Source organism: Paraburkholderia terrae (assembly GCF_002902925.1).
GTDB classification, from domain to species: domain Bacteria; phylum Pseudomonadota; class Gammaproteobacteria; order Burkholderiales; family Burkholderiaceae; genus Paraburkholderia; species Paraburkholderia terrae.
This window is the reverse complement of the sequence record NZ_CP026112.1, coordinates 705,658-730,995: the sequence shown is the minus strand read 5'-3', so window position 1 is coordinate 730,995 and position 25,338 is coordinate 705,658. Positions and strand designations below refer to the sequence as shown.

The 25,338-nt window shown below is 61.9% G+C and carries 22 protein-coding genes; 13 read left to right on the top strand and 9 right to left on the bottom strand.

Features of this window, described 5'->3' with window-relative positions; genetic code table 11:
• Window positions 1-44 precede the first annotated feature (44 nt).
• Together C2L65_RS19435 and C2L65_RS19430 are read right to left on the bottom strand one after the other, a co-directional pair.
• Window positions 45-1,031 carry a PDR/VanB family oxidoreductase gene (locus C2L65_RS19435; protein WP_042312777.1) on the bottom strand — a complete coding sequence of 329 codons (987 nt, stop codon included), beginning with the start codon at window positions 1,029-1,031 and terminating at the stop codon, window positions 45-47.
• Window positions 1,032-1,115: 84 nt separating this feature from the next.
• The gene (locus C2L65_RS19430; protein ID WP_042312779.1) at window positions 1,116-2,651 is read right to left on the bottom strand and encodes a Rieske 2Fe-2S domain-containing protein; all 1,536 of its coding nucleotides are present in this window, start codon (window positions 2,649-2,651) and stop codon (window positions 1,116-1,118) included.
• A gap of 190 nt (window positions 2,652-2,841) precedes the next feature.
• On the opposite strand from C2L65_RS19430, the gene C2L65_RS19425 reads away from it, so the two are divergent.
• Window positions 2,842-3,510, top strand: a complete 669-nt coding sequence (locus tag C2L65_RS19425; RefSeq protein WP_042312781.1) for a GntR family transcriptional regulator — start codon at window positions 2,842-2,844, stop codon at window positions 3,508-3,510.
• Window positions 3,511-4,366: 856 nt separating this feature from the next.
• Here C2L65_RS19425 and C2L65_RS19420 read toward each other — a convergent pair.
• Together C2L65_RS19420 and C2L65_RS19415 are read right to left on the bottom strand one after the other, a co-directional pair.
• The gene (locus tag C2L65_RS19420) at window positions 4,367-5,680 is read right to left on the bottom strand and encodes an MFS transporter (protein WP_042304516.1); all 1,314 of its coding nucleotides are present in this window, start codon (window positions 5,678-5,680) and stop codon (window positions 4,367-4,369) included.
• A gap of 77 nt (window positions 5,681-5,757) precedes the next feature.
• Window positions 5,758-6,600: a class II aldolase/adducin family protein gene (locus C2L65_RS19415; protein WP_042304517.1), complete on the bottom strand. Its 843-nt coding sequence runs from the start codon at window positions 6,598-6,600 to the stop codon at window positions 5,758-5,760.
• Window positions 6,601-6,718: 118 nt separating this feature from the next.
• Between C2L65_RS19415 and C2L65_RS19410 the strand changes: the two genes are divergently transcribed.
• The 11 genes from C2L65_RS19410 (at window position 6,719) to C2L65_RS19360 (ending at window position 17,808) form a co-directional block, all read left to right on the top strand.
• Window positions 6,719-7,630, top strand: a complete 912-nt coding sequence (locus C2L65_RS19410; protein ID WP_042304518.1) for a LysR substrate-binding domain-containing protein — start codon at window positions 6,719-6,721, stop codon at window positions 7,628-7,630.
• A gap of 144 nt (window positions 7,631-7,774) precedes the next feature.
• Entirely contained in the window at window positions 7,775-7,954 is a 180-nt protein-coding gene (locus tag C2L65_RS19405; RefSeq protein WP_042304519.1) for a hypothetical protein, read from the top strand.
• A gap of 63 nt (window positions 7,955-8,017) precedes the next feature.
• Window positions 8,018-9,025 (top strand): alpha/beta fold hydrolase, encoded by a 1,008-nt coding sequence (locus C2L65_RS19400; protein WP_042304520.1) that lies wholly within the window; start codon window positions 8,018-8,020, stop codon window positions 9,023-9,025.
• Window positions 9,026-9,086: 61 nt separating this feature from the next.
• A complete protein-coding gene (locus C2L65_RS19395) occupies window positions 9,087-9,368 on the top strand; it encodes a hypothetical protein (protein ID WP_007580786.1) in 282 nt (93 codons plus the stop codon).
• A gap of 78 nt (window positions 9,369-9,446) precedes the next feature.
• Window positions 9,447-11,018, top strand: coding sequence for a S8 family serine peptidase (locus C2L65_RS19390; protein ID WP_042304521.1), 1,572 nt, complete (start codon window positions 9,447-9,449; stop codon window positions 11,016-11,018).
• Between the two features lie 105 nt (window positions 11,019-11,123).
• A complete protein-coding gene (nudC, locus tag C2L65_RS19385; protein WP_042304522.1) occupies window positions 11,124-12,071 on the top strand; it encodes an NAD(+) diphosphatase in 948 nt (315 codons plus the stop codon).
• Window positions 12,072-12,326: 255 nt separating this feature from the next.
• Entirely contained in the window at window positions 12,327-13,874 is a 1,548-nt protein-coding gene (locus C2L65_RS19380; RefSeq protein WP_042304523.1) for an MFS transporter, read from the top strand.
• 96 nt (window positions 13,875-13,970) lie between these two features.
• Window positions 13,971-14,924 carry a LysR family transcriptional regulator gene (locus C2L65_RS19375; protein ID WP_042304524.1) on the top strand — a complete coding sequence of 318 codons (954 nt, stop codon included), beginning with the start codon at window positions 13,971-13,973 and terminating at the stop codon, window positions 14,922-14,924.
• 273 nt (window positions 14,925-15,197) lie between these two features.
• Window positions 15,198-15,662 carry a FecR family protein gene (locus tag C2L65_RS19370; protein WP_042304736.1) on the top strand — a complete coding sequence of 155 codons (465 nt, stop codon included), beginning with the start codon at window positions 15,198-15,200 and terminating at the stop codon, window positions 15,660-15,662.
• On the top strand, window positions 15,659-16,276 hold the full coding sequence (locus tag C2L65_RS19365; RefSeq protein WP_042304525.1) for an OmpA family protein: 618 nt from the start codon (window positions 15,659-15,661) through the stop codon (window positions 16,274-16,276). Before C2L65_RS19370 ends, C2L65_RS19365 begins: the two co-directional genes overlap by 4 nt.
• 92 nt (window positions 16,277-16,368) lie before the next feature.
• Entirely contained in the window at window positions 16,369-17,808 is a 1,440-nt protein-coding gene (locus C2L65_RS19360) for a CHASE2 domain-containing protein (protein WP_233446582.1), read from the top strand.
• Here C2L65_RS19360 and C2L65_RS19355 read toward each other — a convergent pair.
• The 5 genes from C2L65_RS19355 to C2L65_RS19335 form a co-directional block, all read right to left on the bottom strand.
• Window positions 17,793-18,074: a hypothetical protein gene (locus C2L65_RS19355; protein ID WP_042304527.1), complete on the bottom strand. Its 282-nt coding sequence runs from the start codon at window positions 18,072-18,074 to the stop codon at window positions 17,793-17,795. The two genes, C2L65_RS19360 and C2L65_RS19355, sit on opposite strands and share 16 nt — an antisense overlap.
• 532 nt (window positions 18,075-18,606) lie before the next feature.
• Window positions 18,607-19,776: a hypothetical protein gene (locus C2L65_RS19350; protein ID WP_174485019.1), complete on the bottom strand. Its 1,170-nt coding sequence runs from the start codon at window positions 19,774-19,776 to the stop codon at window positions 18,607-18,609.
• A 97-nt stretch (window positions 19,777-19,873) separates the two neighbouring features.
• Entirely contained in the window at window positions 19,874-20,197 is a 324-nt protein-coding gene (locus C2L65_RS19345; RefSeq protein ID WP_042304528.1) for a hypothetical protein, read from the bottom strand.
• Window positions 20,198-20,395: 198 nt separating this feature from the next.
• The gene (locus C2L65_RS19340) at window positions 20,396-21,772 is read right to left on the bottom strand and encodes an undecaprenyl-phosphate glucose phosphotransferase (RefSeq protein ID WP_042304529.1); all 1,377 of its coding nucleotides are present in this window, start codon (window positions 21,770-21,772) and stop codon (window positions 20,396-20,398) included.
• 41 nt (window positions 21,773-21,813) lie between these two features.
• Window positions 21,814-23,268 (bottom strand): mannose-1-phosphate guanylyltransferase/mannose-6-phosphate isomerase, encoded by a 1,455-nt coding sequence (locus tag C2L65_RS19335; protein ID WP_229515355.1) that lies wholly within the window; start codon window positions 23,266-23,268, stop codon window positions 21,814-21,816.
• Window positions 23,269-24,023: 755 nt separating this feature from the next.
• Here C2L65_RS19335 and C2L65_RS19330 point away from each other — a divergent pair.
• Window positions 24,024-25,328 carry an O-antigen ligase family protein gene (locus tag C2L65_RS19330; protein WP_042304530.1) on the top strand — a complete coding sequence of 435 codons (1,305 nt, stop codon included), beginning with the start codon at window positions 24,024-24,026 and terminating at the stop codon, window positions 25,326-25,328.
• The last annotated feature ends 10 nt before the right edge of the window (window positions 25,329-25,338 follow it).

The window sequence follows — 25,338 nt, the reverse complement described above, 5'->3', positions numbered from 1 at the left end:
GAAGTGAGGCCCGCGCACGGTACACGTGCGCGGGCTTTTTATGTTTAAAGATCCAGCACCAGCAGTTCGCTTTTCGCGCGCGAGACGCACAACGTCAGGAAGTTCTGCTGGTCGGCGGCATCGAGAATGCAGTCCTGATGCTCGACTTCACCGCTCAGATAACGCACCTTGCACGTCGCGCACAAGCCGGCTTCACACGATGTCTGCACGCCAATGCCCGCTGCCTTGAGCACATCGGCAATGCTCTTGTCGATGGGAACGGGCAGACGTTGACCCGTGCTCGCGATCTCGACGGTGAATTCGCCCGGCTTTCGATCAGCAGGCGTGATCGCGCGCTCCGGCGCCTTGAAATGCTCGCAATGCACAGCATCCTTCGGCCAGTGCCCGGACGCGTCGGCGCAGGCGCGCATGAAGCCCGCGGGACCGCAATAGTAGACATGTGTGCCGTCTTGCGCCTCGTCGCGCAAGAGCGCCGCGATATCGAGGCCGCGAGACGGGTCGCCGCCGTCGAAGTGAAAATGCAGCCGCTCCCGTTCGACGAAAGCCTGTAATTCTTCCGTGAACGCCGCGCATTGCGCATCGCGCGCGCAGTAGTGCAACTCGTATTCCACGTTATCCGTATTTGCAAGCTGATGCGCCATCGACTTGAGCGGTGTCACACCGATCCCACCCGCGATCAGAATCACCTTGCGCGCGCCTTGTGCGATTTCGAAGTTGTTGCGCGGCACGCTCACGCGCACGCGGCCCTGCACGTGCAACTGTTCATGAACGGCCTTCGATCCGCCGCGTCCCTTCTCGTCACGCAGCACCGCGACCACATAACGATGACGGTCCGCGGGTGAATTGCACAGCGAATACTGTCGGATCACACCGTTCGCAAGATGCACGTCGATATGCGCGCCCGCCGTGAATGGCGGCAGTTCCGCGCCTTCGGGATCGACCAGTTCATACGACTGGATATTGCGGCCTTCATAGCGGATTTGCCGCACGAACAACTCCAGTGTCGCCGCTGCCTGATTGAATGCTGTCAATTGATGTCTCCTTGCACTTGCATTGCGCGCGTTGTCGGCAGATGCGGCGCCACGTTGCTGCTGCGTGGCGCCGCATCTCGTCGGCTAGCGCGTCGACTGCTCCAGCTCATCCATCTTTGCGCGCACGAACGCGGCCCGCTCATCGCCCTTCAGGTGATCGCTCTGCGTGAGAATCGCGACGACCGCTTTCGAAATGCGGCGGCGCTGCGCGACCTCTTCTTCGACGGTCGCGGCCTCGGGAATCTCGAACACGTTGCCGGAGCAATAGCTGTTCGGCGCGGCACCGACATCGCGCAGCCACTGCGCAAACTCCGCCGGCGACGCCGCCGGATTCGTGCCGCGCACGGCATCGCGCAGCATCTTGCGGAACAGATAAAGGCCGGCGTCGAACTTGGTCGGATGTTCGAGCGAATGCACGGCGATCGGGCGCTGGCTGATGATCGCTTCGTAATCGCCCGGCGCGTACTGCGCGTCCTTGTAGTGCGCGCGCTCGCGATGGTTGGGCGGAATGGGCGGCATGTCTTCGAGCTTGTACTTGCCGAAGCGCTCGGGCCTGCGCATCGCCACCTGGCCTTCGAGGAAGTCGATGGTTTCATAGCCGACCATCGACTTGTCGCCGACGCCGCGCGTATCGACGCCCGGCCCCATCACGCGCCAGCCGATCATCTTGCTGTTCTCGTCATCGACGGGCACCGTCCAGCGGATCATATGAAAGCGGCTGAATAGCTTCTTGTTCAAACCGTCTTCCGATGTGTACGCGTGCAGGCTCAGATTCGGCAGCACCTGATGCTGTACGCGCACGAACAGATGATCCTTGTCCGCCCGACGCGCGCCCGCGCAGGCGAGACTGCGGCCTTGCTGCACGGGAATGAACTGCATGTCGGGCGGCACTTCCATCGATGCCGCGCCGACTTCGTCGAACGTCGTGCCCTGATAGTGGCCGCCCACGACGTTCCTGCCCGCATGCAGCGCGGCCGTGTGGTAGTTGTCGGCGGCGTTGTCCTGGACCTGCAGCCAGTTGCAGTGCTGGAAGTTGCTGTAGGGAACGAGTTCGTCAGTGGGCAGCACGGTGAAGTTGCCTTCCCATTCGGGGAACGGCGGCTCTTCTTCGGGCGGGCCCATATAGGCGAACACGAGGCCGTTGCGCTCGATGGCCTTGTAAGCGCCCTGACGGATCGAGCATGCGTACTTCTCGGCTTCCGCCTCTTCGCCCTTCGGAAACGGCGCATGCAGACAGGTGCCGTCGACGTCGAACACCATGCCGTGATAGCAGCACTGGATGCCGCGCTCCTGGATCGCACCGTATTCAAGCGACGCGCCGCGATGCACGCAATGCGCATGCAACAGGCCGATACGGCCACTGCCGTCGCGGAACGCAACCAGTTCTTCGTTGAGGATCTTCAGGAAGCGGGGCGTGTCGGTGAGTTCCATCGACATGCAGACGGGATGCCAGAAGCGGCGCATGTATTCACCCGTCGGCGTGCCGGGACCCGTCTCGGTCAACTCGACATCGTGCGTCGGAATCTTGTTCGTGTAGTAGCCGCCGTAGGGAATCAGCTTCTTCACCACGGTGCCGCCTGCGCTGCCGCCCTTCTCCATCTGCTCCGACTTGATTGTCATGACCGCTCCTTTTTGACTGTGGGTAACTGAAGACCGTCGTTTTGACTGCCTTCCGTCGTTTGAATACGTATACCGAACTCTGTATACAAAGATTAAGCATGTGCCGAATCCGCGCCAATCAAGGTTTACACCTAAGGTTGACCGGTTGGCGAGCGCGATGTAGTCTGTATCCAAAGTACAGAGGCTCACGATGACAATGAAGTTCGAAAAGCTGCAGGTCCGTCCCGACTATGTCGAGGAGGTGTATCGCGTGCTTGCCGATGCGATTAGCGACGGGTCGCTCGCGCCCGGCACGCGATTGACGCAGGAAGAGATCGCGGAGCAGTTCGCGGTGTCGCGTTCACCTGTGCTGCAGGCGCTGCGTCTGCTGAAGAAGGACGGGCTCGTGCAGGATGCGCCGGGACGCGGGGTGCTGGTGGCGCCGCTCGATGTCGAATGGACGAGTCATCTTTACCAGGTGCGCGGCGCGCTCGATACGCTTGCTGCGAAGCTTGCCGCTGAGCGCGGCGCTGTGATCGATAGCGCGCTGATCATGCGCGGGCGGCTGGTGTCGAAGGGTAAGGACGTGAAGGCGATGATCGATGCCGATATTGCTTTTCATACGGCTATTTATGAAGCGTCGGGGAATCCGCTGATCGTTGAGAGTGCGCAGTTGCATTGGGTGCATTTGCGCCGGGTGATGGGCGCTGTGCTGCAGTCTTCGCGGTTGCGGGATTCGATCTGGGATGAGCACCAGGCCATCGCAGATGCCATTGCTGCGCGCGATGCCGCGCGGGCTGCTGAGCTTACCGAATTGCACACTAGCAGTGCGAGGCAGAATCTTGTTGCAAGGCTTGGGGAGATGTTGAAGGCGGGGTGATTTTTTTGTCTGCGACGCTGGGGTTGGTTTGGCTTTGTGCTGGCGTTCGGGGTTTGGCTCCGTGGCGCGGCTGGTCTGGTTGTTCTAGCTCTTGCGCTGGCATCCGCGTTACGGTGTTTGCTGTTCACGCGTCGCCCCTGTGCGGGGCGGCACCTACTTTTCTTTGCCGCCGCAAAGAAAAGTAGGCAAAAGAAAGCGGCTAACACCGCCAGCTCTTGTGTTTGCCTGAGGGCCCCCAAAGGGTCTTACGCTTCACACGGTAATAACGTGACCCACGTTCGTTGCCAGCGCTCTTGCAGTGCGCCTCACCCGCTTCACCTCCCGCACTAGAGCACGCCATGCCAGTTATGCCACGGCCGCCCAGGTGGCAAACTGTGTGTAGGCCGTAGTGCCTCGCACGCCTCACTTCGAACCGATAGCGCATGCGCTCCACCCTGTAAGAGCGCTACCCTGGACGACGCGACAACCTACACACAGTTTGCCACCTGGGCGGCACATACCATTCGCTGCCGCTAGCATTGGTGCGGGTATTTGAAGTGGGTGAGGCGCTCGTTCGGAGCGTTGGCAACGCACGCGAACAGAAATGCTGCCGCGTGAAACGTGGGGACGTTGGGGGCCCGTGGATACACACACGGGCTGGCGGTGTTAGCCGCTTTCTTTTGCCTACTTTTCTTTGCGGCGGCAAAGAAAAGTAGGTGCCGCCCCGCACAGGGGCGACGCGTGAACATCAAACACCGTAACGCGGATGCCAGCGCAAACCCCAAAAAACCAAACCACCCGCGCCACGAAGGCAACACCCAGATGCCAGCGCAAAGCCAAATCGCCCACCTCAAGCGTCGCAGACAAAAACAACCATCTACTCCCGCTTAGAAAAAACATTCACATGCGCCCGCCGAAGCGTAAGCGTCAGCAAACTCCCAAGCACCATACTCACAGCAATCCCGACGACACCACTCCCAGTCGACCCACTCGAAGTCTGCAAAAACCCAATCACATACGGGCTAACAACACCCGAAATCGACCCAACCGAATTAGCCAGCGCAATCCCACCAGCGGCAGCGGTACCTTGCAAAACAGCCGGCGGCACAGTCCAAAACTGCGAAATCGTCGTAATAACCCCCATCGTCCCAACAGTGAGCGCGATCATCGCAAGCACCGTCTGATGCGCATAGACGACACTCGCACACAACGCAATCGCGCCGACCACACCAGGCACCGCGAGATGCCAACGCCGCTCGCCATACCGATCCGAACTACGCCCGACGAGCACCATAGTCACAGCAGCAGCCGCATAAGGCACAGCCGACAACAGCCCAATATTCAAAGTCCCCGACACCCCCGAAGCCTTAACAAGCGAAGGAAGCCAAAAACTCACCCCATACAACCCCATCGTGAAGAAGAAATAAATCGCCGACAGCAACAGCACACGCGGACTCGCAAGCCCATCGCGCAGCGAATGCAATTTATGGTGCCCGCTCTCCGCCTGCAGATCAGCCTCGATCAACGCCTTCTCATCGTCACGCAGCCACCGCGCATCCGACACCTTGTCGTCAAGATAAAAGAACGCAACGATCCCGACGATCACAGTCGGAATGCCTTCCAGAAAAAACAGCCACTGCCAGCCGGCAATACCATGCGCGCCGCTCATCGAATGCATGATCCAACCCGACAACGGACCGCCAATCACACCCGACATCGGAATGCCCGTCATGAAAAGCGCCGTCACCTTGCTACGGCGCCCAGCAGGAAACCAGTACGTCAGATACAAAAGAATCGCCGGAAAGAACCCGGCCTCGGCCACACCCAAAAGAAACCGCACCACATAGAACTGCGTCGGCGTCGACACAAACATCATCGCCGCCGAAATCACACCCCACGTCACCATGATCCGCGCAATCCAGCGCCGCGCCCCCACCTTCAGCAAAATCAGATTGCTCGGCACTTCGAACATCAGATAGCCGACGAAGAAAATCCCCGCGCCGAGCCCATAGACGGCATCGCTCATCCCGAGATCCTGCAGCATCTGCAGCTTCGCAAAGCTGACATTGATGCGGTCGAGGTAAGCGCACAGATAGCAGAAGAACAGAAATGGAATCAGGCGCCATGCGACTTTCGCATAGACGCCCGCTCCCGAACGCTCCAGATACACGTCCTGGCTGATCGAACTCATGGGGATGTCTCCGTCGTGTATTGATCGTTAGCTGATTGCGGCGGACGGACATTGCATCTCGCCCGCCGCGTCGTACTTCAGTCGAACATGTCAGGCTGCGTCTTCACAAGCTGATCCCAGATGGTCTGGAAATGCAGCCAGCCGATGTACTCGCTGCCGACATGCTCACGGCTATAGCGCGCACGCTCTTCCGTCACGAAGCGCGGCTTGATGCCCGTCGACTCGATCATTAACTGCTGCTGGCAGCAACGCTCCAGCGCGATGAACCAGAACGCAGCCGATTCGATGCTGTGCCGGCTCGCCGTCAGCAGCCCGTGGTTCTGGTGAATCGCCGCCTTCACGCCCGTGAACGCATGCGCGACCTTGTGGCCCGCCTTCACTTCGACGGCCACCTGCCCCGCTTCCTCGCCGATCACGACGTGGTCTTCGAAGAATGCAGCGGCATCCTGGCTGATGGGATCAAGCTTCTTGCCAAGCGATGCGAACGCGGTGCCATACACGGTATGCGCGTGACACATCGCGAAGATGTCCCGATGCATCTCGTGAACGGCCGCATGCAGCACGAAGCCCGCGCGATTGATCGCATAGTCGCCTTCGACGACGTTGCCTTCGTGGTCCGCGCAGATCAGGTTCGACACCTTGACCTGCGAGAAATGCACGGCCATCGGGTTCGTCCAGTAAAGCCCTGGATGCTCCGGGTCACGCACGGTCAGATGGCCCGCGAAGCCGTAATCGAAGCCCTGCAGCGCAAACGCGCGGCAGGCAGCGACAAGACGCTCCTTCAGATACTGCCTATGCTGCGCGTGGCTCTCGAAGGTCGGCAGTTGCGGAAAGATCAGGCCGTCCTGCTCGGGCTGATAGATCGAGATGCGGCCCTTGAGGTCGATCGCTTTCGATAGGGCTTCCATCACTTCGGACATGTCGGCTCCTTTTGAACATGTGGACATTAGGTAAGCACATGGTCGTTTCTGCCGATCGCGTTGACAAACGATGGTTGTTCATGAAAGCATGAATGACATTCACCTGAAGGGAAAACACATGAGGCGGATGCCAAACTTCGTGCTGCTGCGTTCCTTCGAAGCCGCCGCGCGGCTAGAGAGCTTCGCGCTCGCCGCGCAGGAATTGCATTTGACGCCGTCCGCGATTAGTCATCAGGTGAAAGAACTCGAGGAGTATTTCGGGCGGCCCCTGTTTCTGCGGCGTAACCGGCGCATCGAGCCCACGCCCGAGGCCGTGCGCCTGCTCGAAAGCCTGAGCCGCGTATTCGACGTCGTCGAGGCGGCATGCAGCGAAGTCATGCTCGCGCCCGATTCGCAGGTGCTCGCCGTCCATTGCGCGCCGAGCTTCGCGGTGAAATGGCTCGGGCCGAAGCTGCCCGAATTCAACAAGGCATATCCGCACATCACCATCCGCCTGTCGACGGGCGCCGAGCCGCTCGATCTCACGCGCGTGCAGGAAGTCGACGTCGAAATTTCGTACGGCAGCGCGCTCGATCGGCCCGGCATCGACACCGTGCCATTGGGCCGCGAAGCCATCGTGCCGCTCTGCTCGCCCGCGCTGCTCAGCGACGGCACGCCCGTCGCAACACGCATGAGCCAGTTGACGCTGATCGACACGCAGTTGAGCCGCGTCACGTGGGCCGACTGGTTCGCGGCCAACGGGCTCGACATGCCGACCACGCCCCGCCCTTCGTTCGATCGCGCGGCGCTCGGCATCTCGGCGGCAGCAGACGGCATGGGCGTGGTGCTCGAAAGCATGCGGCTCGCCGAACGCGAAATCGTGCGCGGCGACCTGATGGAAGTGCGCAGCGACGCGTTCGTGCGCTTCGAGCGCGACACGCATTTTCTGTCGTATCGGAAGAACGAATTCCGCGTCGAGAAGGTGGCCGCTTTCACGCATTGGCTGCTTGAGCGCGCAGGTGTCGGAAAGGGCCGAAACGCTCCGCCGTAGGCATCAGGGGCACCGGGGCCGCTACCCGCGCGCGGCTAATTTTCTCCTCATTTGCGTGACGCATGATGTCGTCACAGCCAGCCAGGACCGCACAGTCGGGCTGGAAACAAGGACATCGAGCATCAACGGCAATCAGGAGCAACCATGGACTTTCACCCGCCCTTTCTCGTCTTTTGCGCACTCGGCGCGAGCGTCATGATCGTTTCGGTGTTGCTCGCGATTGCCGCCGAAAAGATCGACCACTGGCTCGCGCGGCAAACGGAGCGTGTTTCGAGCCGGCGTCCCGTAGTGGTTCGCCATGCGGAAATCTCGCATCTCCTGTGAGCAACGCGAAACGAAACGCGTGATCGCGCGCCGCCACCCGCGTGCCGCGAAAGGATCATCGTCATGAAACGTCTGCATGCCGTCGTCCCGCTCGCCGCGTTGCTCGCTGGCATCATCGCGGCGCCCGTCGACGCAAAGACCGTCAGCTATCCGCTCGAAAACGCCTGCCCTGTCGTCGCGAACCGGCCGGACCACGATCCGTCCACCCGCGAGCAGATCGCGCACACGCCACAGGGCGACATCGCGTATTACCGCTTCGGCCACGGCAGTCCCATCGTCCTGCAGACGGGCTTTCGCGCGACGCTCTCCGAATGGGACGCGGCCTTTCTCGCGGACCTCGCGAAACATCATGAAGTCATCGTCTTCGACAATCGCGGCGTGGGCCGCTCGCTGCCGACGGCGTCGAGCTTCACCGTGCAGGACATGGCAAGCGACCTCTCCGCGCTGATCGACACGTTGAAGCTGCGCGACGTGACAGTGCTCGGCTGGTCGATGGGCGGCGCAGTCGCCACGCAGCTTGCGATCGACCATCCCGCGAACGTGCAGCGCGTCGTGCTGATGAGCGCGCCCGCGCCCGGCCGCCTCGGTGTGCCCGTCGCGCCCGACGTCGAAGCCACGCTGTCGGGCAAGCCGGGCACGACATTCAACGACGTGATGAAGGTCCTCTTTCCGCCATCGGCTGCGAAGGAAGCGGGCGAATGCTTCCGCAAGAACATGTTCGTACCCGCCGGCTACGCGTCGTCGACAATCTCCGCGACCGTCACGGCCGGCCAGACGGCGCTGCTGCGCGCATGGGAACAGGACGATGCCGCCGCCGACGCACTGCGCACCCTGCACACCGACACGCTGATCCTCACAGGCGACGACGACACCATCCTGTCAAAGCAGAACGCCGAAGCGCTCGCCCGCACGCTGCCCGACGCACAATTGCTGGTCGTGCGCTCGGCCGGTCACGCGATGATGTATCAGTATCCGCATGCGCTGGCTTCGGCCATCAACCGTTTCATTACGCAATCGCAGGCACATCCTCGGCAGACGACAAAAGCAGCGCAACTGCATGAGCAGGCGTAAGATCAAAAGCCTTCTTGAAGGCACAACGGCGCGTTCTGTTGCGACCCATCTGGAGGTGGCGATGACGAACGAAACCTGCCCTGTACGTCGTCTGCAGCTTCTGCTGCACGACCCCTGCCGCACCGACGCCGCACGCGAAGCGGCCAGGCTCGCCGCCGAGCAGCTCGGCATGCAGATCAGCGGCGAGGGCCACGCTACGTTATCCGCGCGTATGCCCGATGACGCATTCCGCCAGCTTTTTTCCTGTTCTTCCGGCACGAGCGGAACCCTCGCCGTGCCGGGGAGTCTCCAACCGTACGTCTCGTCGATCAGCGAAGCGCCGCAACATCTTTCATTCGAATAACCCGCATTCGTCTTGCATGTGACGGGGCAGCGCAGACACGCCCATGCGCCGACTCCCGTCGACACAGGAGAAGAAACGATGAAGGCCTACGATCCCAAAGACGCGGCCGCGCGGCCCGCACGCGGCGACGCCGCCAACGAAGAACTCCGTGTTGCCGTGACGTTCAACCGGCCGGGCCAGGACATCGGGCCTACCCGCTTCGGCGCGCGCATGTCGACGGAAACGGTCGCCTCGTTCATCCCCGATCCCGCGCAGGCCGACCTCGCGCTCGCCGAACTCGCGCGGCGCGGCTTCACGCTGACGGGCCGCGGCTCGCTGTCGGCGTCGATGCGTTGCACGCGCGCGCAATTCGAGGCGGTGTTCCAGACGCGCCTCAAGCGCATGAAGGCGCCGTGCGCGTCGGCGGCGCAGTTCAGCTCGGTTCTCTATCCGCCCGACAACGCGCCATGGGACCCGGACCCCGCGATCAAATCGCTGCTCGACGACGTCTATATCCAGTGGCCGCACATCTACATGGCGAGAGCGGCGAAGGCGGCAAAGAGCACGAAGGCGAAAAAGACCACGACAGCAGCAAAGAAGCGTCCCCCCACGAAGAAGCCGCGCGAGGCCAGCGCGCCATCCGCGACGCCGCCCACCGTGCCCTACTTCCATCTCGCCGCGCCTGCCGACATCGCGCTCAAACTCAACGCGACGCCCGTGCATCAGCAGGGCATCACGGGCAAAGGCGTGCGCATCGCGATGATCGATAGCGGCTTTGCTCACGGCCATCCGTACTTCAACGCGCACGGCTATTCCTCGTCGATCGTGCTCGCGCCGGGTGCCACCGATCGCCGCACCGACGGCAACGGCCACGGCACGGGCGAATCCGCGAACATCTTCGCGATCGCGCCGGGCGCGACCTTCATCGGCGTGAAGCTCGACAACGAAACCGATCCGACCAGCGGCGCATCCGTGCTCGAAGGTTTGCAAGAGGCGCTCAAGCACGATCCGCAGGTGATCTCCGTGAGTCTCGGCTACGACCTGCGTGGACCCGGCGACACGCCGCTGAAAACACTGCCGAACGGGCTCGTCGCGCTGGAGGCGGAAATTCAGGCCGCAGTGAAGCGCGGCATCGTGATCGTCTTCTCGGCGGGCAACGGCCACTATTCGTTCCCCGGCCAGATGCCCGACATCATTTCGGCGGGTGGCGTGTTCGTCGATCAGCACGGCGCGATGCGCGCGTCGGACTACGCGAGCGCGTTCACGAGCCTGATCTACTCGGGCCGCAGCGTGCCCGACGTCTGCGGGCTGGTCGGCATGCTGCCGCACGCAACCTACATCTCGCTGCCCGTCTCGGCCGGTTGCGAAATCGACCGCGAGAACGCTGCCTTCGACGGCACCACGCCCAACGACGGCTGGGGGGTGTTCAGCGGCACGTCGGCGGCTGCGCCGCAGTTGGCGGGCCTGTGCGCGCTGCTGTTGCAGGCGGACCCGCACCTCTCGCCTGGCGACATCAAGGCGATCCTGCGCCGCACCGCGCGCGACGTGACGAAGGGCCACGCGAACCCGGCGAGCGATCCGAAGGGCGCGGGCGTGCCAGCGGGCGTCGGCGAAGACGGCGCTACGGGCGCAGGACTCGCCGATGCACTCGCGGCAGTGAAGCAGATCTGACGCTTTCGCGCGCAGACGGCGGTTCGTCCCGGAACGCCCAGCCGTCTGCGCGGGGCAGGACGCCGTGCCATACTTGCGGATCGTCCCGGCCCACATTCCAACGTAATGATCGTCCCTTCCGCTTCCATCGGCTTCAATCTCAACCTGCTCGACCGCCGCTCCGAACAACGCGACGACGAGGCCTTCATAGCCAGCCTGCACGACGCTCCCGCCGCGCGCTTTCTCGTCTTCGATGGCGATGTTCCCTTGCTCAAGCGCGGCGACACCCACGACGCATGGTTCGTCGCAAGCGAGGCAGCCGCGTTCGGCGAGCCGCTGCAACGCGTGTTTCTCGGCCAGGACAGCGACGGCAGCGGACGTTTCGCGCTCGGTTTCGCATCCGGTCTCGCGCAAGACGAAGGGCAATCGCAAGAAAAATTACACGACCGCATCGATCTGCGCTCGATCGCTTTGCAGGGCCTCGTCGCGCAAGAAATGCTCGGCGTGCTTGGCCAGGCCAAATCGATGTTCGACTGGCATCGCCGCCATCGTTTCTGCGCGAACTGCGGCGCGCCGAGCCGCGCGACGACGGCCGGCTGGCAACGCACCTGCGATACATGCGGCACGCGCCATTTTCCGCGCGTGGACCCCGTCGTCATCATGCTGACCATCGACGGCGAGCGCTGCCTGCTCGGGCGCCAGCGTCAGTTCGCGCCGGGCATGTACTCGGCGCTCGCGGGTTTCGTCGAACCGGGCGAAACCGTCGAAGACGCAGTGCGCCGCGAAGTGCATGAGGAAGCCCACGTGACATGCGCGGAAGTCGTCTACTTCGCGTCGCAACCGTGGCCGTTTCCTTCGTCGCTGATGATCGGCTGCTTCGCACGCGCCAGCAGCAAAGACATCGTCATCGACACCAACGAACTCGAAGACGCGCGCTGGTTCACGCGCGCCGAAGTCGCCGCGATGCTCGCGGGTACGCATGCGGACAACCTGTCGGCGCCGAAGCCGTTCGCGATTGCGCATCATCTGCTGCGCGCGTATGTCGAACACGGCGAAGCTGTGCTGCGCGGTTGACCTGTAGCATCGCTTCGTCTTTCACACCCTCGATGCAATGAGCTAGCGCTCAGCCCACGGAAACTCCGTGGCACGAGCAAACCTGTACGCGAACGTTCACGTTGACGTATAATGCGGCTCTTCCTGACCGCATGGCAGCAGCATTTCCCGCATGTCCACCGAAGTTCCAACCGCCGTCACGATCGGCGCCACGCTCCTTACGCGCACTCCGGCGGTGTCGCACAGCAGCGCGGGCGCCCGCGGCGCGTAACCGCCATGTCAGCCGCACATACGCCGTTCATCGCCAGGCGGTTTCGCGAGGACCTCTTCCCGTGGGCCATCGCGCTCGCCACCGGCCTCGAGTATTTCGACAACACGATCTTCTCGTTCTTCACCAGCACTATCGCGGGCGGCATCAATGCATCGACGGATGAACTCGTGTGGTCGTCGAGCGCGTATGCCGTCGCTTCCGTGCTCGCCATTCTTCAGCAGCAGTGGTGGGTCGAGCGGGTCGGCTACCGGCGCTATATCGGCGGGTGCCTGTTGTTGTTCGCGGCGGCCTCGGCGGCGGCGGCGCTGAGCGAATCGTCGATCGAACTGGCTTTCGCGCGCGGCGCGCAGGGCTATTTCATCGGCCCGATGATGAGCGCGTGCCGCATTCTCATTCAGACGAACTTCCCGCCGCAGCGGCGCTCGTCGGCGGTGCGCGCGTTCCTCGGCATGATCCTGCTGGCGAGCGCGCTCGCGCCGCTCGTGGGCGGCTATCTGGTCGCTTCGTTCGACTGGCGCGCACTCTTCACCTGCACGACGCTCGCGGCCGTCGGCCTTGCGCTCCTCGTGCTGCTGGTCGTGCCGCCTGCGGGCAAGCTGCATCCCGAAGCGCGCGGCGATGCGCACTTCTGGCCGTATATCGTCTTTGCCTTCGCGCAGGGTGCGTTGCAGATCGCGATGCAACAGGTTCGATTCGAACTTTTCTTCAGTTCGCCCATGCTGGTTGGGCTGACGGTGGCGGGATTGCTGTCGCTCGGCTGGTTCGCGTGGCATCAATGGCATCAACCCGCACCCCTCGTGCGGCTTCACGCGTTGCGCGAACGGACGTTCCAGACGGGCATCGCGCTGTACGTGATGTTCTACTACATCAGCAATGCGATGAGCTATCTGGTCTCGCGCTTTCTCGAAGGCGGGCTTCGATATCCCGTCGAGAACGCGGGGCGGCTGGTCGGCCTCACGTCGTTTGGGTCGCTGGCCGTCGCGTTCGTCTATTTCCGCGTGTCGCCCCTCATCAAGCACAAGCGGTGGCTGATCGTCCCCGGCTTTCTGATCGCCGCGCTGATCGGTGCCTGGATGGCGAGCATGCCGCCCGACGTCAGCATGCCGTGGCTCTTGCCGCCGCTTCTGCTGCGCGGCCTGCTGCTCGTGTTCATCGTATTGCCCGTCGCCAATCTCACGTTCCGCCTCTTCTCGATCGAAGAGTACAACCACGGTTACCGCTTCAAGAACATGGTCAAGCAACTGACCTACTCGTTCTCGACAGCGACGATCATCATTCTCGAACAGCACCGTGAGGCCGTGCATGAGACACGCCTGACCGAGTTCGTGAATCCGTTCAATCCGGTGTTCCAGAACTCCTTCGAGAGCCTGACGCGCGCATTCGAAGGGCTGGGTCATACGGCGGGCGACGCGAAGGGCCTGGCGCTCGTGGAGATCAGCCGCGTCGTCTCGCAACAGGCGAGCTTTCTGAGTTCATTGGACGGCTTTTACTTCCTTATCGTCATCGCCCTTTGCGGCGGCCTCTTTGCGCTCTACCAGCGGCAAATCGATTGATCGCGTATTCTGCAAAGCGTCATCAACATCGATTGCAGATTTGCAGTGCGCAAGCTTGAAGAAGGTGCGCGGCGCGCACTGTGGAGCGTTTGACAAGTGGATACTCTCACCAACATGCGGATCTTCGCTCGCGTAGCGGAGGAAGGCAGCTTTACGGGCGCTGCGCAGCGCATGAACGTCACGGTGCCCGCCGTATCGCGCGCCGTCTCTTCGCTCGAAGCCTATCTGCGCACGCGCCTGTTGAACCGCAGCACCCGCAAGGTCGTGCTGACGGAAGCGGGGCATCGTTACCTGCAGCGCTGCGAGCAGATTCTCGCCTTCGTCGATCAGGCCGAAGCCGAGGCCGCCGATGCGCAAGTCCGTCCCACCGGCCAGTTGCGCGTGCATGCGACGTCGAGCTTCGGTCAAACCTATGTCACGCCCGTTATCGTTCGCTACCGGCAGCGCTATCCGTCCGTCTCCATCGAGTTGACGCTGTCGCAGCATATGCCCGACATCATCGACGAAGGGTATGACGTGAGCGTCCAGTTGAGCGTCGACGAATTGCCCGATTCGAGCCTCGTCGCGCAGCGGCTCGGCACGGTGCATAGCGTGCTATGCGCAGCGCCCGCGTACTTGCGCGAGCACGGCATGCCGCACAACGTTCATGAACTGACGCAGCACGCATGCTTCCAGTTCGTCTCGCCCGTCTATCCCACCGACCGCTGGTTGCTCGAAGGACCGGACGGCATCGAGACCGTGCATCTGCAGGCCGGTGGTTTTCGCATCAACTCGGCGGACGGGCTTGCCGTCGCGTTGAAAGAAGGCATCGGTATCGGTGCGGTGCCGATGTCGACGGCCGTGTCGGCGCTGCGCGACGGATCGCTCATACGCGTGCTGCCCGACTACCACTTGCAGCCGCTCTCGGCTTACGCGCTTTACACGTCGCGCCGCTATCTCGACGCGAAGATCAAGACCTTCGTCGAGTTTCTAAGGGACGAGATTCCACAGATGCTCAGCGCGTCCGCGGCAAATCTCCACGACATGAGCCTGGCACGCGCGGATGCGTGAACGCTGAAGCGTCGCAGCGAACGCAAACCTATTTGCGCTCGCGCTTCGCGAGTTGAAATGACGTTATGGGGTTTCGGGCGTCGAAAAGCGCCCGAATCTCTGCAAGTCTTCTGCCAGAAACACGCCCAATAACCGCGCGATATGAGCGGCAGCGCACTGAACGATTACGCGCGGGACGTTATTCTCGCGAAGTTCACCACGAACCGCGCCGACGTCTCCGGCGCGGCCTTCGCTTTGGCACGCGTCGTCCAACCGCCATCACGGTCGCCACCCATGCAAAAGCACGCCGTCAACTATGCACTGGTTCTCGCCTGCGGATGCGCAGCGGCGATCGACACATTCGGCGCGGATTCGATCGGCGTCGTCAAGACGGTCAAAGGCTCGGTTCATATCGAGCGCACAGCGCAAAGCGTGGACGCCGCCGTCGGCAGCGAGGTGTTCAAAAGCGACCGCATCGTGACGGGCCCCGCGTCTTCCGTCGGCATCACGCTGCGCGACAATACATTGCTTTCCGAGGGCTCCAGTTCGGTGCTGGAACTCAACCAGTTCGCCTTCGACACCACCACTCATGACGGCACGCTCGACGCGACGATCCGGCGCGGATCGCTCGCGGTCGTCGACGGCAAGCTGGCGAAGGCCCATCCGGAAGCGGTGCGTTTCAGCACGCCGACCACGACGCTCGGCGTGCGCGGCACCGAATTCATCATCGAGGTCGGCGACGGGGAGAACGGGCGTTGAGGCCCGCGGCACTGCGCCGAAGGCTCACCTGGTGCGCAACCTGCGGGACGCTGGCATTCGTTTCCGCATGCAGCTCGACGCCCGACAAGATCACCTTGCTGCCCGATCCGGACGGCACGGTCGGCAGCGTCATCGTGCGCAGCGGCAACAAGACGCAAGTCATCGACAAGGCTTACGCGACGGCCGAAGTCGCAAAAGGCGGCGCGATCGAGCAGACCGCGACCACTCCGGCCAATGTCGAAGCGCGCTATGGCGACGTGCTCGCCGCGCAGCCGCCGCGTCCGAAGACCTTCACGATCAACTTCCTGTTCGACTCGGCCACGGAACTCGCGCCGCAGTCCAATGCCACCGTCCAGCAACTGAAAGCAGCCCTCGCGACGTGGCCCGCGCCGCATCTCACCGTCGTGGGTCATACGGACCTGGCGGGCTCGCAGGAATACGACGACAAGCTGTCGCTGCAGCGCGCGCAGACCGTCGCGAAGTTCCTCGTCAAGGCGGGCATCCCGGCGAAAGAAATCGAAACGGCGGGACGCGGCAAGCGCGAGCCGCTCGTGCATACGGCGGATGGCGTCCCTAACCAGATGAATCGGCGCGTCGTCATTACAATCCAGTGATCCGGGTGATCCGTCACTGCGCCTGTCACGGGCATTGATCTGCCGCTGCCGACATGAAACGCTTTCGCGACTACTCATGGCTGGTGTTTTTCATGAAGCTGATGAGGGCGGGACAAGGACGCCCCGTCGCGCTCGCGGTGCTGCTCGGCCTGAGTCTGCTGAATCTGTACAGTGAATCGCCCGGCGTGATTCCGCGACCGGCGCTCTTCGACAAGCTCGACGACATGGTGCCCGATACGTTCGGCACGGCGCGGCAACTGCTATTCGATCACTACCAGCGCCGCTTCCCACGCATCCCAGCCTCGCAACCCGTGACCATCGTCGCGATCGACGACCGGACGCTGGCGGCCGTCGGTCAATGGCCGTGGCCGCGCAACCGGCTGGCGAGCCTCGTCGATGCGATCGCGGCGCAAAAGCCGCTCGCGATCGGCCTCGACATCTACATGCCCGAGGCCGATCAGACCTCGCCCGACAAGGTCGCCGACAACCTGCCCGATTCGGCCGCCGCGCTCGCGGCCGGCTTGCGCGCGCTGCCTCGCCACGAGACCACGCTCGCGAACTCGCTGCGCGCCGCGCCTTCGGTTCTCGGTGCCGCCGCCGTCGATCACGCCGCGTTCGACACCAGCACCGACCTGCGCAGCGCGCCGATTCTCGTGCATGGCGTCGACCCGCTGAACCGGGTGAAGCGGTACACCTACGTGCTCGCGAGCCTGCCGGAATTGCAGGCGGCGGCGCACGGACAGGCGATGCTGAATGTCGCGCTCGAACAGGGCACCGTCCGGCGCATTCCTCTCATCCTCGGGTTGGGCGACAAGCTCGTGCCGTGCATGCCCATCGAAATACTGCGCGTCGTCACGGGCTCGGCGGCCGTCGATGTGTATGCGGACACGGCGGGCATGCAGTCAGTCGGCGTCGCCGATGTGCAGGTTCCAACGCAACCCGACGGCGACATCTGGCTGCATTTCGCGTCGATACGCTCGACACAGCATCGCTACGTTTCCGCACGCGACGTCCTGCAAGGCCAGGTCGATCCCGAACGCTTTCATAACAAGCTGGTGCTGGTCGGGCTGACGGGAACGGGCAACACCGACATGCGCACGACCGCGCTAGGCGAACTGGTGCCGGGCATCGAGATTCAGGCTCAGATCATCGAGACGATTTTCGACGGGCGTTTCCTGCGCCGCCCTGTCTGGCTCAAGTGGGCCGAGACGATCTTCGTGCTCGCATTCGGGATTCTGATCATCTGGTATCTGCCGCATACCGATTCACGTCTTGCGGCATTCGTGCGGGCCGTGCCGAAAGCGTCCGCGGTCCTCGGCTTGCTGCTTAACCTGCTATTGCTCGCGAGTTGCCTGCTGCTGTTCAAATACTCCGGCTTGCTCGTCGACGCAGCGTCGATTTTCATCATTCTGTCTGCGGTGATGGGCTGCTTCTTTTCGACCGCATTGCTCGACCTGGGCGTGCAAACCAGGCGAGAAGCGAAACGCCGGCGAACCGGCGCTTCGCGATCTGCGGATCAGCTTCCGCGATAGACCGGACCCTGGCGGTCAGCCGGTGCGCGGCGGCCCGACTGCGTGGTCATCGCTTCGTCGCCGCCGACGCCGGCGCGCTTTTCGTCCATCATGCCGGCCTGGGCCGCTTCTGCCGCGAGTGTTTGAGCGCTTTGGCCAGCCTGCGAAGCCGGTGCGCCGACATCCGGACGATAGTAAGGCGCAGGACCGTAACCGCTTGCGAAAGCGGATGCTGCCAGCGACGCCGAGCTTGCGATAAGCAAAGTAACGATGAGTTTCGATTTCATAAGGACTCCAATTAAATTAATGAACGGATCGACGCGCAAGGACGATGTCCATTGCGTCGTGTCGTGTTCAATGTTGATGGGACGATGTGCAGGGCCGTCGTGCGGCACGCTGCCAAAGAGGCTCAAACGAACAACACTTTCCAGGAATCTGAGCAATGCTGTTGACGCCGTGGCGGCCTCGCCAAGCTGGCCGTCGTTGTGCCCGCGGCTACCAATGCAGGGGTTGTGCCAGCGGCGCTATATTTGCCGCCGGTTGCCGTCAGGTAGTTGAAAACAAACAGAATTACTACATTGAAAAGCGAATCCGTTCGACGCGTAAGGCGTCATGTTGTCGGGCCGCTGCCAACTGTTCTCTATTTGATGTACGTGGTCGCCCAACAGAATGCACTCGCAGCACTACGACGTCTTTAACGAAGCACTCAACGACACGCTGACGCCGCCCGACAGGACGCAAGCAATTGGGCCGCGAAACACGACGCTCGATGCGTGCGCATATCGCGGCCCCTATCAGGCACTTGCTGAAATCGACGCTCTATTGCGGCTCGTACCACGAGTACGTCGCCAGCGTATTCACCGGCTTGCCGATCTGCAGCGTGATATCCCGATGCGAGATCAACTCGATACTGCGCAAATCGCCTTCATAGCGCCGCACGTCGCCATTGTCATTGATGTATGCGACTACCGTTCCCGTTATCCCCGCAACGTTCGTGCTCGATAACGTTTGCCCCCAGATATCGAAGAACTGGCCGAGCGTGAAAGTCTTCAAATTCGGCGTTTCGATGTGGATGATCCCCGTCGAATCGTGGGTGTGCATCTCGTAGTTGCACTGCGAGACAATGCCGACGTTTGCGGGCAACGCGAGCCATTGACCGTCGCTGACAATCGCCAGATGCGCATGCACGTGGTACAGCTCGGCCATACCCGACGCGCAGACGAGTCCATCGACATCGGCGCCCGTGCCGCCCGTCGACGTGTTGCCGTTCTGCCAGTGCGGAGTGCCGACGGTGCCGCCGTATGCCAGCACCGTCTGGTTGGGATCGAAAGACGGCGGATCGGTCCAGCTAAACGTGGGAATCTGTCCGAGCGGCGAGCCGATTTCTATCGACACTTCGCCGTGCGCGGGCAGCACGAGACTGGCGGGATCGCCCGTATATTTGGTGAGCTGGCCACCGTTGTTCACGTAGATCGTGATAGGCGTCGACGTCAGTCCCGCGACATTCGTCGACGTGAGCGGCCGGCCCCAGATCGCAAAGAACTGACCGAGCGTGTATGACGCGTTCGAACTCGCGTCCATGCGGATCTTGCCTGTTTCGTCATCTGTGTGCACCGGATACGCGCAACCCGTTTGCGCGGCCATCGTCGGCGCGACCGTGCCGATGTTCGCGGGCAGCGCGAGCGGCCGGCCGTTCAGATAGATCGACAGATGCGAGTAGGTGTAGAGATTGCCGCGTGTGCCGCAATTCAGGCCGCTGACAGGCTGGCCCGTGCCGCCTGTTTGCACCGATCCAGCGGGCCAATAGTCGTCGCCGACCTTGCTGCCGTCGACGAGCGCGGTCGCGTTCGCCAGCGTCGGCTGGCTCGTGTTCGCGCTTGGCGCACCCGGCGAACTGCCCGATCCACCGCCGCCTCCGCCGCCGCCGCAACTCGCCAACATCAGAATGGCGCCAACCGTGACGATCCGTGAAAAGATGCCGTACGACATGTCGATCTCCGCCTATGTAATGTAAGTAACGTGCCGTTGCACGGCATCTCGTGATTGCGCAACTGCACGAGCGCGCGTTGCGCGTGTACTCGCTGCATTACCGCGTGCCGCTAACAAATGCCTTGAGCCGCCGCAACAGCGTCGACAACGGACCTTCACGTCGACGCTCTTGCGCCTGGCGATGCGGCATGCGTTGCAGATCGTGCCAGTCTGTTTCCAATGAGCGCGCGTGGCCCGCTGGCGTAAACGGCCACACAGTTGCCGACGCGCGCACGATGCGCGTCACGACCTGCTCGTTCTCCTTCGCGCTCTCGAGGTATGCGTTGATCGCCGCTGCCTCCCGCTCGGCGGCTTCCTGGGACATCGTCGCAACGAAGTCGTCCAGCCCTTCGAAATGAACGCACCAAAGCTGCTCGCTCAAGACGCGCTCCTGATGAACGGAGGCTCGATCTTCGTGTTGCGGCCGCGCACGCTGCGTGTGAGCCGAAGATTTCCTGAACGTAATTGCATGAGTCATGTATGGCGCACCTGCTCAAACAAAGCGTTGAGCCGTTCCTGCTTGCATGGGGGGAAATACGGGGCCTCGACCGCCGCGATAAAGCGCACTACGCGACTGTGCTCAATACGCGTTCTGATGAGCAATGCCTTTGAAGATGGTCGCGAGGATGATCCGCAGGTCCAAAGCGAAAGACCAATTGCGCAGGTAGTACAGATCGTGCTCGACACGCCCTTCCATCTTTTCGATGCGGTCGGTCTCGCCCCGGAATCCGTTGATCTGCGCCCAGCCCGTAATGCCCGGTTTAATCCGGTAGCGATGGATATAGCCCGACACCACGTACTGATACTGGTCGTCGTGCTCCAGCGCGTGCGGACGTGGCCCGACCACCGACATATCGCCGCACAGTACATTGAAGAATTGCGGCAATTCGTCGAGACTCGTCCGCCGCAAAAAGGCACCGACGCGCGTGATACGCGGATCATCGCGTTTCGCCTGCTCGAGCACGCCCTTCTTTTGCTGATGCAGGCGCATCGTGCGGAACTTGTAGATCGTGAACACGCGGCCATCCGCGCCCTTGCGCTGCTGCTTGAAGAACACAGGCCCCCGCGAACTCAGCTTCACGGCGATCGCGCAGCCGAGAAGAATCGGCGAAATGGCGAGCAACGCGCAAAGCGCGAAAAGGCGGTCGAACAGATCCTTCTTGACCATCGCGTTCGGCGGCAGCGGCGACGCCGCGAGATTGATCGTCGGCTGATCCAGCACACTCGTCACGCTTCCTTCGAATAGCGCGAGCGCACGCACATCCGGCATGAAGCGTATGTTGATCAGGTCATTGCGAAACTCGTCGACGAGCTTCAGGATCGTGCGCTCTTCCGTCAATGGCAACGCTAGCCATACTTCGCCGATGTTCTGCTCGCGCACGTATCGGGCAAATGCCTTGTGCTCGGAGAACGTCGGCACGCGCGAGGCCGGTTTGGAATCCGGCCGCAGATTGTAGATCGCCCACGGCCGGAAACCGGATGCGGGTGCATCATCCATCTTGTGAATGATGTCGTTGTAGTGGTCTCCACACGCAGCAATTGCAACCGGCTGCAAATCCATTCCGGCATGACGAGCGCGTCCAATCACGCTATGCAGTACGAGACGGCTCGCAATGAGCGCGCTGCCCGAGATGGCCGTCCAGTAAACGAACCACAGGCGCGACACAACATCGATCCGGTGCAGCGAGAACATCAAGGCCATTGCGCATCCCTGCACGATCAGCCAGCCTGATGCCACCTGTCCCGTCAATACCCGTTTCGAACGCCCACGCCACGATTCATATACGCCGAGCGTGGGAAATATAGCGAGCGAGAACGCCGCAGCAAATGCGACGAACGCGAGATAGAACCCGCGCTGCGAAACGTCGTCGAAGCGGATTTTCGACGCCACGAGCGCACCCGTCACGATCAGCGCGACGTCGAATAGCCGCGCCAGCAGACCTGTCAATGCACGCATCACAACACCCCTTTAAGCAAGCATTTGTTCACCACGGCCGCTCAATTGCAGCGGCCGTACTTGTCATCGAACCGCACGATGTCATCCTCGCCGAGATACGCGCCGGACTGCACCTCGATGATCTGCAGCGACACATGGCCGGGGTTCTCGAGACGATGCTGCACGCCGATCGGAATATAGGTCGACTGGTTCTCGGTCAGCAGGAACTGCTCGTCGTCGCGCGTAACGAGCGCGGTGCCGCATACGACGATCCAGTGTTCCGCGCGATGGTGATGCATCTGCAACGACAGCCGCCCGCCCGGGCTCACCACGATGCGCTTGACCTGAAAGCGCTCGCCGTGATCGATGGAGTCGTAAAAGCCCCATGGGCGCCGCACTTTTCGATGGTTGTCCGCTTCCGGCGAGTTCGTCTGCCGGATACGCGACACCAACCCCTTGACGTCCTGCACATGCGATCGATCCGCGACGAGCACGGCATCGTCCGTTTCGACGACGACGAGATCGCTCGTGCCCACGCACGCAACGAGCCTGCCGCCCTGCGAGCGCGCATAAGTACTCGTTGCGCCTTCCATCAGCACACGGCCGTTCGCCACATTGCCGAACTCATCCTTGTCCATTGCCTGCCACACGGCATCCCATGAACCGAGATCGGACCAGCCGGCTTCGAGCGGCACCACGACAGCCGTGAAGGGCGACTTGGGCTTGCCGAGTTGCTCCATCACCGCATAGTCGATCGAATCGGACGGACAGCGCTCGAATGCATCGGCGCCCGGAACGATCTGCCCGCCGTCCCGTCTGGCGTTCGCGTGGGCCTGCGTGCACGCCGCGTGCATGTCCGGCTGGAATACTTTCAGCGCGGCGAGCCATACTGAAGCGCGCACCACGAACATGCCGCTGTTCCACCAATAGCCGCCCGATGCGACGTATTGCGCGGCCAGTTCGGCAGCAGGCTTTTCGACGAAGCGGTCGATACGATGCGCGCCATCCGCCAGTTGCGCGCCGAGACGGATATAGCCGAAGCCAGTGTCGGCGCTCGTCGGCGGGACGCCCAGCGTGGCGATCTCGCCCTCCTCTGCGTGGAGCGCCGCAAGTTCGATGGCCCGATGCAATGCGGGCACATCCGAAATCGCGTGGTCCGCGGGCATCGCGACGAGAATGGGGTCGTCGCCGTCGGCACAGGCAGCCAGCGCCGCCAGCGTCAATGCGGGCGCCGTATCGCGCCGCGCCGGTTCGACGACGACGCATGGCTTCACGCCACACTCTCGCGCCTGCTCGGACGTCGCATAGAAATGCTCAGCGCCGCAGACGATCACAGGTTCCGCTGCGACGTCCCACGTTTTCGTGAAGCCGTCCATGCGCTTCATGGTGGCCTGTAGCAGCGATTGATCGCCGACCACATCGATCAGCTGTTTCGGATATTGCTCACGCGATACGGGCCAGAGCCGCGTGCCCGACCCGCCTGCGAGAATGACCTGCACGAGCCGTCGACAACCGATTACCGATTCGGCAACGGCGGCATCGACGTTCTGTTGTTCGGCATGCGTGATTCGTGTGTCCACTTCAATCTCCCTGGTATTGAAGTCTGGAAGTCCGGTCCTCAGCGCCCATGACTGTCCGGGCGACGTCGATATGACCCAACCACCGGCTTTTTATCTACACACCTTGCGCGCGAATGTAACGGGTGTTGACGCGGGATTGTGATGGCCGCAGACCGCACCGGCCGCGAATGAAAGGCGGTTCATATGAGAGCGCCCGTCTCGCGTCGTGCTCGCGCAACCTTGCAAGATGAAGGAAAGATCGAAGTTCCGGCAACGGCGTATTCAACGACTCGCAGCCATCGTATTCAACTCGACCTGATATGGATGATAGACAGGTTGCGCTGCGACACAGAATTTCTGGCGCGATCGGTTGATGTTATGGCCTGTCACGCTGAGCCTTTCGGATAATGGCTAATATCTGGCGGCTTTATCTTTTTTGAAAAGCAATTCGAGCTTGGAAATTAAGGGGTAGTCGTGTTAGGTTGTGTATAGAAGGTGTCCCTTTAGTTATCCCGGTTTGGCACGGCATCTGCAACCGTTAGTCTCGGGATCCGGGAACACCACACGTCAATAGCAAGTCGCAATTCCATTCTGGCGAGTGATCGGCATACGCGATCACTCGCCGCGCGCAATGTCGGATCGAATCGCATCCACCATTGACATGCGCCACTTCCACCAGCGGACGTGCAACTCTATTCTTCACGAGAGTCGAAATGGCTTACATATCGGTATTGGCGCTATTCCTGACTGTTACCAATCTGATTCCGCTTAGCGCAGTGGGATTTTTGCCGATCATCTTCTGCGCCTGGCGCTTTTTCGGCAGAAGCTACCCCTCTTTTATTGCGCCGCTGACGGCACTGACGTTATTCGCGCTCGTATCGACACTGCTCTACGACCCTCACTCTCTGACCGAATTCGATTTTTATCGGCGCGACGGCAATTTCTTCATCGCCTACGCGCCCATTTTTGCCGGTTGTCTGTACGCACATCGCTGGGACATGAACAAGCTGCTTCGCGCGTTCTTCGTGTTCGCGGTTGTCATCAACATCCCTCCTTATGCGCTCTATCTCGCACAGAATGGATTGCTGAGCATCTTCAAGCATCCCGACGACAGTTTCGGCAGCTTCTTCATTGCCCGCAATGCGGCAGGCGGCTTTCTCGCGATGCTGTTCTGCCTTGGCGTGGCCTGCTATCTCCAGCGGCGCAGCAAGATCATGCTCGCGCTGATCGCGCTCAACGGACTGATGCTCTTCTCGACCTATAGCCGCGGTTCGCTGCTGGGCGCCCTTGCTGTGCTCCCGTATCTGTACTTCGGACGCAAACGGGTGCTTCTCGCGTCGCTGATCTCGTGCCTCGTCGTGGCGTCCCTTGCGATGGCGATGTATCACACGCGCTCCACGGTCGACTACATGGGTTACACCTTCAGCATCCAGAACCAGGACGCCAAGACCGCGAATCTGGACATTCGCTATGAATGGCTCTGGCCACGAGCGCTCGCCTATTTCCGCCAAAGCCCGATCGTGGGCATGGGATTCGGTTCATTCGACGACCAGATACGCAACGTCGCGTCGTATTTCGGCGTGCTAGGCGTGCCTTCCGACATCATCGTCGAACATAGTGACTCGCACGCGCATAACTCCTATCTGAACTTTCTTGCCGAGCTCGGCGTGGTGGGCCTCGCGCTGATGCTGGGTTTCTACTGGAAGCTCGTCAAATGGAGCCAGGATGGCGCCGCGCGCAGCGCATTGGTCGAGCGTGGGCGGAACTTTGCGGCATTCCGCTTCGTCGAGATTTCATCCGTATGTCTGCTCGTCATGGCCGCGACCGAACATCGGCTGGTCTCGCCATCAAATGTTCTGATTCTTTCCCTCGTGATTTCGCTGCTGCTCGCGTCGCGACCTGTGCGCGTGGCGAATCCTGAATATGGACGGGCCCGCGTTCTGGACCCGCAGCCTCCGTATCGACAACGCGGGCAAGCTTATCCAACGGCAACCGGACGCAGCATTCCGGGCTCGTGAACCAGACGAA

Excerpts from the sequence above, each read along its gene's own strand:
- nudC (WP_042304522.1), top strand. The coding sequence starts at position 11,124 with ATGATCGTCCCTTCCGCTTCCATCGGCTTCAATCTCAACCTGCTCGAC.
- C2L65_RS19340 (WP_042304529.1), bottom strand. The coding sequence starts at position 21,772 with ATGCGTGCATTGACAGGTCTGCTGGCGCGGCTATTCGACGTCGCGCTG.
- C2L65_RS19350 (WP_174485019.1), bottom strand. The coding sequence starts at position 19,776 with ATGTCGTACGGCATCTTTTCACGGATCGTCACGGTTGGCGCCATTCTG.
- C2L65_RS19330 (WP_042304530.1), top strand. The coding sequence starts at position 24,024 with ATGGCTTACATATCGGTATTGGCGCTATTCCTGACTGTTACCAATCTG.
- C2L65_RS19390 (WP_042304521.1), top strand. The coding sequence starts at position 9,447 with ATGAAGGCCTACGATCCCAAAGACGCGGCCGCGCGGCCCGCACGCGGC.
- C2L65_RS19395 (WP_007580786.1), top strand. The coding sequence starts at position 9,087 with ATGACGAACGAAACCTGCCCTGTACGTCGTCTGCAGCTTCTGCTGCAC.
- C2L65_RS19410 (WP_042304518.1), top strand. The coding sequence starts at position 6,719 with ATGAGGCGGATGCCAAACTTCGTGCTGCTGCGTTCCTTCGAAGCCGCC.
- C2L65_RS19420 (WP_042304516.1), bottom strand. The coding sequence starts at position 5,680 with ATGAGTTCGATCAGCCAGGACGTGTATCTGGAGCGTTCGGGAGCGGGC.
- C2L65_RS19430 (WP_042312779.1), bottom strand. The coding sequence starts at position 2,651 with ATGACAATCAAGTCGGAGCAGATGGAGAAGGGCGGCAGCGCAGGCGGC.
- C2L65_RS19355 (WP_042304527.1), bottom strand. The coding sequence starts at position 18,074 with ATGAAATCGAAACTCATCGTTACTTTGCTTATCGCAAGCTCGGCGTCG.
- C2L65_RS19415 (WP_042304517.1), bottom strand. The coding sequence starts at position 6,600 with ATGTCCGAAGTGATGGAAGCCCTATCGAAAGCGATCGACCTCAAGGGC.
- C2L65_RS19360 (WP_233446582.1), top strand. The coding sequence starts at position 16,369 with ATGAAGCTGATGAGGGCGGGACAAGGACGCCCCGTCGCGCTCGCGGTG.
- C2L65_RS19380 (WP_042304523.1), top strand. The coding sequence starts at position 12,327 with ATGTCAGCCGCACATACGCCGTTCATCGCCAGGCGGTTTCGCGAGGAC.
- C2L65_RS19400 (WP_042304520.1), top strand. The coding sequence starts at position 8,018 with ATGAAACGTCTGCATGCCGTCGTCCCGCTCGCCGCGTTGCTCGCTGGC.
- C2L65_RS19405 (WP_042304519.1), top strand. The coding sequence starts at position 7,775 with ATGGACTTTCACCCGCCCTTTCTCGTCTTTTGCGCACTCGGCGCGAGC.
- C2L65_RS19370 (WP_042304736.1), top strand. The coding sequence starts at position 15,198 with ATGCAAAAGCACGCCGTCAACTATGCACTGGTTCTCGCCTGCGGATGC.
- C2L65_RS19425 (WP_042312781.1), top strand. The coding sequence starts at position 2,842 with ATGACAATGAAGTTCGAAAAGCTGCAGGTCCGTCCCGACTATGTCGAG.